This window comes from Candidatus Albibeggiatoa sp. nov. BB20 (genome assembly GCA_016744725.1).
Lineage (GTDB): Bacteria > Pseudomonadota > Gammaproteobacteria > Beggiatoales > Beggiatoaceae > Albibeggiatoa.
Genome location: JADGDW010000177.1, coordinates 1 through 8,351 on the forward strand (window position 1 = coordinate 1; position 8,351 = coordinate 8,351).

The window sequence follows — 8,351 nt, forward strand, 5'->3', positions numbered from 1 at the left end:
ACAACATCATTCAAAGCTTCCATTAACTTCTTATGGCTACGACTACCATATAAGCGAGCAGAAAATACGGTGATGATTTCCAATACATCTTGAGCTAACTCTTCCTCAAAACTGGGTTGTTTACCTTGGTGAATAATGATAATTTCTATATTCTGCTTTTCGCATAAACTAAATATTAATTCTGCTCCAAATCGTAATAATCTATCTTTATGAGTTAATACTATAGTCAATTCTATCTTAAGTGTGAGGACTGGTAGTCCTGAAATTCTTTAAATATTAATTACTTATTAAAAATAAGGGCTGCCAGTCCTGTATCACTTTAAAGTAAAATGACTATAGCTTCTATTTCATAGGCAAAACTAACTTGAGGAGATAGAGGCAAGAAAAATGAGTAACAAAAATATTACGACTTCTATTCGCGCGGTTCTGTTAAATGTGCATAAGGTGGAATGGTTTGTAAACGGGCATCCTCAACTGGCATACCCACTGTAAAATGATAAATACTCTGTAAACTATGATTTTTAATCCCTAGCACTTCATGAACAGCATCATCGAAAAAGCAGCCAATACCAGTGCCTCGCATCCCAGCTGCTTCCGCTTCTAAATATAAAATTTGGCCAATAATACCTGCTTCCCAAAATAAACGCCGATAAGCCCAAGTTTCAGCTTGTATATGATCCTCAAATTCAGCCAACATGCCTAAACTAAATGCACTGTGTGAGGCAATATTTTGATGGCAAGATAAACGCTGTGCTGCATTTTGTGCATTGGCACTGACCAAATGATAAAACGCTAAATGTTCAGGACAAGAATCAGGTTTTTGCCAAGTAAATTTTTCGTGTTGCAACTGCTGTTTCAATGTCTCTACCGCAGCATCATGACGCGCTAAAATATATAAGCCATTAGCTAAGCCATCAACTCGATGTACAAAAAAGATCAAATGTAAACGGGGCTGCGATTTAAAGACATCCCAAAAATGTGAACCTTCACGTGGCAACGTACAATCTAGCATCCGATAAAAATGATCTAAACCTAAAATGCTTTTTCCATCAAACTGCTGAGCACTACGGCGTTGTCGAATCAATTGAGCCGCTTGAATATCAGCAATAGGTGGCAATGCAGGTAATGCTGGTGCTAAATATTTTTCTTCCTCAGTCACAGGCTTTTTAGTGATCTCAATCGTTTTATCAATCGTTGGCCATTCATAATGATGCTTTGGATCAAGTAAATTGGCTTTGCCTTGCCATTGAATGGTTTGCATCACGGGGGCTAAATGTTCTCCACTACAAACGCAAGTATTTGCCTGTTGTTGAGTTTGAATTAATAAAACGGTTTCAGGGATTTCAATCTCATTACTATGAAAATCATCGGTTTGATTCAAGCCTAATAATTGGGCAATTTCAGCATCTGACCAACTGGGCAATACACTGGCTTTCCAACCGAAACAGGCTGCTGCATAACGTACTGCTGCAATGGCATGACCTACATCATGCTGACAATAACGAAAAGCCCGCTCACCATATTTCCATGCTTCACGCCAAGGAATCGAACTTAAACCAATTAAAAAATGATTTGAGGATAAAATAGGTTGCAACTGCTGTGAATCTGCAAAAATCCCCCGTTGTTCCAAAATATGATGTTCACTCACATAATGGTACACAGCAACCTTTAAATCATCCATATCATCAGTAATCACATAAGCCTCTGTTGGATGTAAATTGCCGCTGGATGGATTACAACGCAATGGCCAGCGTGAATCATCAAACTGTTTCCATGCAGATAAGCCAAATGCCAGTTCTAATAAACCAGATAAATTTTTTAAACTTAATGGGAAAATATTTTTAGGTTCAGTATATAAATCATCGAATTGGACATTTATTTTATCCGCAACTAAAGGCAGCTCAATCTGTTTTGCACCTTCATAATAACGAAAACCGCTAGGCTGTTGTTCCCAGTCAATATGCTCAGGACCATTAGCATAACGCTCAAAATGATGTTTAGTTTGATTGTGATAAGCCATCACAAGGTCAAAATGGCTAGGCATGTTTTGATTTGGCATATTTGCAGGTCGCATTTGTGAGCAGCAGGCATCCTTTCCCACTACTAATAATTTTAATGAATGATAGCTTTACCTTGTTTATCAACAGAGTATCCAGCTATTGGAGTTGCTTGGGTATACTTGTTTAAGCATTGTCGTGCATGATGGCTACCTATATCAGACCATAATTCCATCGCTTCTAAAGGCTCTAAACTGGGTATATCTAAATGCACCTCACGGGTGGCATGTAAGACATCCATAAGCACCACAAAATGCTGAGCTAAATCATCAAATAATTCAGCTTTCAGTTTGCTAGAAGTTGTGGCTAAAATTGAATAAGCATTGACACCCATATCAACATAATAACGCATTTTAACTCGTCTACGCTGAGCCAATCGTGGAAATAAACCAACAGATAACAAACATTTATCACCTAGAGTTTGTAAACAATCTTCTTGATGATGGCCTGTGGCTTCTAAACTATGTAGATATTCCAGTGCAACGATAGTATCAACTAAATGGGCTTTTTTAGTGTAACGCATCAGTAAAAACACTAAATAGCTTTGTAAAGTTTCTCCTAAATGAGTGTGGCAAGTTTGCTCAGCATCACAAATTAAAGTGTGCCATTGCGCCGTTTCCGAGGAATTTAAGACCAAGCTGTCCATAATCACCCTCCACAAGTTTAAATAGATAATATGACATAAAGCATTTTTTACGCCTCTTTTAAAAACCTATTACGCTAAAAATGTAAAACTATCTGTATACTGATATGCTAAAAGGTAGATTTTTAAAGATAAATTGAAGCTTATCTATGAAAAATATGGAAATGTTCAACTTAAAATAAAGAATAGAAATTAGGGGTGAAATAATACAATTGTAAGATTGGTGGCAATGAACCAAAGCATTCTATTTAAAAAGGAAAGTTTTACAAATAAGCTTGGAAATACTTTGTAAGGTGAGTCTTAATTACTTGACTGTATCTCTGTATTTATTGATTTTATTATCTGTAAGATAATAAAATTTAAAGGATATGCACCAACATAGGTTTCATAATAATCGGTACATATGCCATATATTATCGACAACAGGTGCTAATGAATCCCATAATGCCTTTGCAAGCTATTTGCGACAATTGGGGTTTTCTCAATTTAAAATTGAACTGATGTCTTGCATTAAAATCATAAATTTATAAAGCATAATTGGCGTATTCTATTTATTCCAAGCTGCTAAAAATTCGGTTAAATGCATCTTATCAGTTTTTTCTAAAAATTCACGCACTTTCTCACATTCCTGTTCATATATTTCAGGGCTAATATGTCCACGCATCATTTCAAAACGTAAATAGACTAAAAATGTATTTAATACATCGGTTTCACAATAATCTCGGATTTTTTGAATCCCACCCTCTAAGTAAGTATCCCATACTTTATCGCCACTCATACCCATTTTGCCGGGGAATCCCAACATACTAGCAATTTCATCTAAAGACGCAAATGCGCCAGGCTGATAATTAGCCAATTTATCCATAATATCAACGTGATGTGCACCATAACGATACGCATAGTTGACTTTCCAATAATGGCTAGCATTGATTCCATATTTTAAAGCACGGTAATTTAATACGGGCAAATCAAATCCGCCACCATTCCAAGAGACTAACGTTAAACTAGGCTGCGCGCTGGCATATTTATTAATTGCACCGAAAAACTGCCGTACTAAATCTTGCTCTGAACTTTCCGCATTGCCCAGTGACAACACTTCTAAGGTATCTTTCTTTTCACCTTTAAAATGTCCGTTGAATCGAAATACGCCTGAAATCGCAACAATTTTCTGTAAATGCAGTTTTACCATTTCTACTGGACGTTCTAGTTTACGATTGCGCTCATAGAGCATCACCCGCTCAACCCCTTTAGGGTCTAATTCGGCCATCTCATCAGGATGGCCATATAAATGCCGACCTGTTTCAACATCGGGCACAGTTTCTATATCAAAAACAAATACATTCATGTCAGTTTTCAGTTATTAAGGAATTAGCTTAGAAAATAATTATCAATTATCAGTTAGGAATTAGCAATATGCATTTAAATAAATTTTATACGTTTGCCTCTCATTTTCATAATTTACCCCTACCCTATCTAATCAAAAAGTGTTTATCTATTTCTTGTAAAGCTTTTTCAGCCTCATATATCTCTAAATCAAGTAAGCGTTCGTATATATCTAACCCTTGATCTTGAAATTTTGGTAGGCGTTGTAATGCCTGTGCTATATGGATAACACTAGAGTCAGATAACATCTAATGATGATTAGATTTGCTCAAGATAGGCATTACAAACTTTATAAATAATTTCTGTGTTTGATTGTGTATATCCTAGTAAAGCATTTATTTCTAACAAGTTATTTAGAGATTCAAATGTTAAGTGATTTAAGCATAATGCCTCTAGCATCTGAATCGTATATTTATCCATAATCATGTTATTGCATATCTTTGCAACACTTCATCAGCAGAAAGCACATGTAGATTTTCGCTAACATAGTCACGCCTGAAATCATCCATTGTGTAAGGCATCTCTATTTCTTATATTTTTTCTGATTTTCCAATTGTTCTAAAAAGGTTCGAAGCATTTCAGGAGAATATCTTTGCAATACTTCATCAGGCGACAACCCTTCTAAGCGTTTTTCAGGAGAATATCTTTGTAATACTTCGTCAGGCGAAAGCACATGTAAGTTTTCGCTAACGTAATCATGTACAAAATCGTCCATTGTGTAAGGCATCTCTATTCCTTAGATTTTTTCTGATTTTCCAATTGTTCTAAAAAGGTTCGGAGCATTTCAGGAAAATATCTTTGCAATACCTCATCAGGTGAAAGCACATGTAAGTTTTCGCTGACGTAATCGTGTACAAAATCGTCCATCGTATAAGGCATGACAGCTCCTTTTTGCTTATAAAATTCATAGAGTTGATTAAGTATAGCTCTATCATGTTCTGAGTGCCAGTTGTAGTTCTGACCACCATACACAAAACCTACAGCCAGAATGGCTATGCTGGTTTTCACCAAGTTTCTTTAAAATTTAAAACAACTTATCAATATCACGCGCTGTATTCAAAACACGAATAATTTCTACATTATCAGAAGTAATGCGATAAAAAATAACATGATTTTGTACTGGGAAACTACGCAATCCTGTTGCTAATTCATCACGCTGTCGTCCTAGAAATGGGTTTTCCCCTAAAGTGTGACATTTATTCATTAATACTTGCAAAACACGAGTGGCAGCAGGCGGGTTATTTTCAGCGATATACTCCCAAATTGTATCCAAATCATCATGCGCAATTGAGGTAAATTTAAGACTCATTGAGCTAAAGTTATTTTTTTATTGATTGATTCAAAAACATGTTCTGCATCAATTAAGTCTCCACGGTCTGCTTGTTCAATACCTACTTGAATGTCCGCTTTTAACTTACCCATTAAACACAACGCATCATTGACCAATTCATCTATTGAGCGATAACGCCCAGACTGTAATGATTGTTGTACAAAAGCTTCTGCCTGTGAGTTTAAAGTAATGTTCATCAGTGATAGTCCTTTGTATAAAGGTAAGTTCAATTATCAGTAGACAATTATCAAGTTTGAGTGCTTTTTGTTAATTGGTCATTGCTAATTGTCAATTGATTTACAGCCTAAACGGCTAACGTCTGTGCGACTTTAAGTAATGTGTCTGGTGCGGGTAAGGCTTTTGTGTCTCAACAGCCTAAACGGCTAATAACTAAATCCTAACTCACTGCCGTAACTTTTGCAACTTATCCTTACGTTTTACTTTAGCATTTTTCGACGGCTTATCCTGAAATGTATACACTTCTTCTGCTAAATGAGCCAAACATTCACGATCTTCACTTACCCAATTTCCTGCCAACGCCTGATTAATCGCTTTTGACAACGCATCAGATAACACACCATTGGTACTCGTATCGCCTGAACTTCTACATTGTTGCAAACACTTTTCAACATCACGGATCATTCTTTGTTCGACTGTTAATTTTGCCTCTTCCTGTGCCAAACGCTGCGCCTCTTGTTGAGCCTGTTTCTCCTGCTCCGCCGCCAAACGTACCGCATTCTGTGCTTGAATTTCCTGCTCTGCCATTTCTTGTAAACGCTGTTTAGACATTTCTACTGACAAAATCCGCAACCATCCAAACGGCAAACAAGGCTGATTTTTCACCACCAAACGCCGCGTTTTTGGAAATTCATCCACACCCGTTTTACCCAGATTATATAAAGTACGCATTTCATTTTCCGTCACCTCATCCAACCAATCACCCGTCATCCCATTCCAACCATTCCCCCAACCCACGCGAATATAAGCCGCATCCGTATCTTGTTTAATGTGCTTTAATAGATTCTGACATTCCTGCTCAACCGCCGTTGCACCATACTGATGAAAAAAGGTAATTTCTTTGGTTAAATGCTGCTGTGCATGATTATTTAAGATTTCACGCCATTGCTCAAAATTCTGTGGAATTAACTCATTATTCCAATTTAATACTTGTTGCGCTTGAGGATTATGCAATAAAAAATCATCAATTTGTAACGTCAAACTCGCTTCACTACTCGGGGCTAAGGCCTCAGCAACAATACCCGTCGCATCCTGCCACACATCAATGCTGTCACGTCTACCCATGACTTTCCATTTAGCTTTCAAAGGATTACCCGCAAGATTCAACCAACGCACATCCATCATGTTGAGATTATCCGTTTTAAATTGAATATCACTCACATGCAAACTGCGTAAAAAGTCGAGATTTTGTGTATTTTGTTGCGAATTATTTGGCGAAGATGAAAATAGATTTTCTAATAAACGATTATCTGCTGTAGCAGGATTTCCACGACTCTTAGGTAAATAATGCTTAATATTATCAAACCCTTGCTGTTCAATTAAATGAGACAATAAAGCCGTCCGCATTGCACCTTTAAGCGAACTCCCCGGGATAATCGGATGCCAAAAACCATCTTTTATTTGCTCCCGAATTTCATTAATTTCTTTGATTGGAGAATGAGCAAACAACTGTAATTGATAGCCATAGCCGCCTTTATAATCATCTACAATATCAGTCAAATTATTTAATTTAGTTATGTTTCCAACAATTTCCGCTAATTTTGAATCTTTTTTTAACATTTCCTCAACTTGATTAAATAAATACTGCTGATCTGGCACAATCACATTTTGCCCACGCGCTAAAAAGTCAGCATCCCGAATCAAGGTTTCTCCCGTCCCCACATGTACAGGCGTAAGGATTTCAACAACATGCGTAGTGGTTTGATTTTGATATTTTTTTGTATTTTTTATCGGCGGTGATTTTTCAGGTTTAGCCTGAGGTTCTGGAGCTTGTTGCTTTTCAATAGTCGGAACAACAGGCGGTTTTTCAATTTTTGTGACTTGTGTTGTACTGGATATATGAGATTGTTTTTTATCTTTTTTCTTATATTTAGCCATTTTATTCGCCCCCTACAAAAAAGCCACGTCCATCTCGATAAATTCGATAATTGAGTATTTTTTCAATATCAACATCTTTTTCAATATCGGGAGTGACATCCTTAACATCACCTTTTAATTGTTTTTGAAAACTACTGCCTTCGGTAAACATGCGAATGGTTTTTTTACGATAACTTGTGCCTGCAATCCAACCGCCACGCTTAGCCAAATCATAAGCTGAGCCTTCTAGCCAATCGTCTTGCATATCATGTTGTTTATTTGGAGAAACCAGAGACAAACTCATTGCAATATGCTTAGGCTCTTGAATTTCTATCATTTTTTTATCCCAACTAAATAAACCATGCCCACTACTACGGTCAGCACCAATCCCCGTATCACCTAATAAACACAATGCCGCCTCAAACATTTTTTGTTGTTTTGCATCAATATTGGCTAAAAAGTATAAACCTGTTTTAATTTTCTGTTTTTCAGTTTCCTGCTCTCGATAATGCACCCGCGCAAAATCAAATAACTGCCCATCAGCCACTTGACCCGTTAAACGATTAATCGCAACCCGCGCATTTTCTTCATTATAGAAAAGTTTAAAATCATCTGGGAAATCAGAATAAAATAATCTTTGCATTCATTTATGCTCTCTTGGAATCAAGTTGAGCGAGGCGGTATCAATCGAGGCCCAGCATCGGTGAAGACTTTCCAACCCAAATTCTGGAATTCTACTATTGCCTGTTTACTTAAAGAACCAAGTACCCAGAGTTCAATGTCACTTCCTTTTGCTTCAAGGTTTAGGGCCATTGCAGCTTCAGCGACCTGTTGGCTCCATCGG

10 protein-coding genes and 1 pseudogene are annotated in these 8,351 nt (G+C 37.0%); all 11 read right to left on the minus strand.

The features are described from left to right. Positions 1–224, minus strand: a pseudogene (locus tag ABXH34_RS15965) (IS607 family transposase); the annotation flags it as partial. A gap of 188 nt (positions 225–412) precedes the next feature. Further along, positions 413–2,074, minus strand: coding sequence for a SagB/ThcOx family dehydrogenase (locus ABXH34_RS15970; RefSeq protein ID WP_353572883.1), 1,662 nt, complete (start codon positions 2,072–2,074; stop codon positions 413–415). 38 nt (positions 2,075–2,112) lie between these two features. After that, positions 2,113–2,703 carry a hypothetical protein gene (locus ABXH34_RS15975; protein WP_353572884.1) on the minus strand — a complete coding sequence of 197 codons (591 nt, stop codon included), beginning with the start codon at positions 2,701–2,703 and terminating at the stop codon, positions 2,113–2,115. 544 nt (positions 2,704–3,247) lie between these two features. Continuing rightward, positions 3,248–4,045 (minus strand): 3'-5' exonuclease, encoded by a 798-nt coding sequence (locus ABXH34_RS15980; RefSeq protein WP_353572885.1) that lies wholly within the window; start codon positions 4,043–4,045, stop codon positions 3,248–3,250. Between the two features lie 561 nt (positions 4,046–4,606). After that, a complete protein-coding gene (locus ABXH34_RS15985) occupies positions 4,607–4,810 on the minus strand; it encodes a hypothetical protein (RefSeq protein WP_353572886.1) in 204 nt (67 codons plus the stop codon). Between the two features lie 2 nt (positions 4,811–4,812). Continuing rightward, positions 4,813–5,091: a hypothetical protein gene (locus tag ABXH34_RS15990; RefSeq protein ID WP_353572887.1), complete on the minus strand. Its 279-nt coding sequence runs from the start codon at positions 5,089–5,091 to the stop codon at positions 4,813–4,815. Positions 5,092–5,107: 16 nt separating this feature from the next. Beyond that, a complete protein-coding gene (locus ABXH34_RS15995; RefSeq protein WP_353572888.1) occupies positions 5,108–5,392 on the minus strand; it encodes a type II toxin-antitoxin system RelE/ParE family toxin in 285 nt (94 codons plus the stop codon). Next, complete coding sequence (locus ABXH34_RS16000; protein ID WP_353572889.1) at positions 5,389–5,610, minus strand: ribbon-helix-helix domain-containing protein; 222 nt, start codon at positions 5,608–5,610, stop codon at positions 5,389–5,391. The genes ABXH34_RS15995 and ABXH34_RS16000 overlap by 4 nt, the downstream gene beginning before the upstream one ends. A 205-nt stretch (positions 5,611–5,815) precedes the next feature. Next, complete coding sequence (gene csm5, locus ABXH34_RS16005) at positions 5,816–7,528, minus strand: type III-A CRISPR-associated RAMP protein Csm5 (protein WP_353572890.1); 1,713 nt, start codon at positions 7,526–7,528, stop codon at positions 5,816–5,818. A gap of 1 nt (position 7,529) precedes the next feature. After that, a complete protein-coding gene (gene csm4, locus ABXH34_RS16010) occupies positions 7,530–8,150 on the minus strand; it encodes a type III-A CRISPR-associated RAMP protein Csm4 (RefSeq protein WP_353572891.1) in 621 nt (206 codons plus the stop codon). A 20-nt stretch (positions 8,151–8,170) separates the two neighbouring features. Further along, on the minus strand, positions 8,171–8,351 hold a 181-nt coding region (locus ABXH34_RS16015; RefSeq protein ID WP_353572892.1), incomplete at its 5' end, for a hypothetical protein.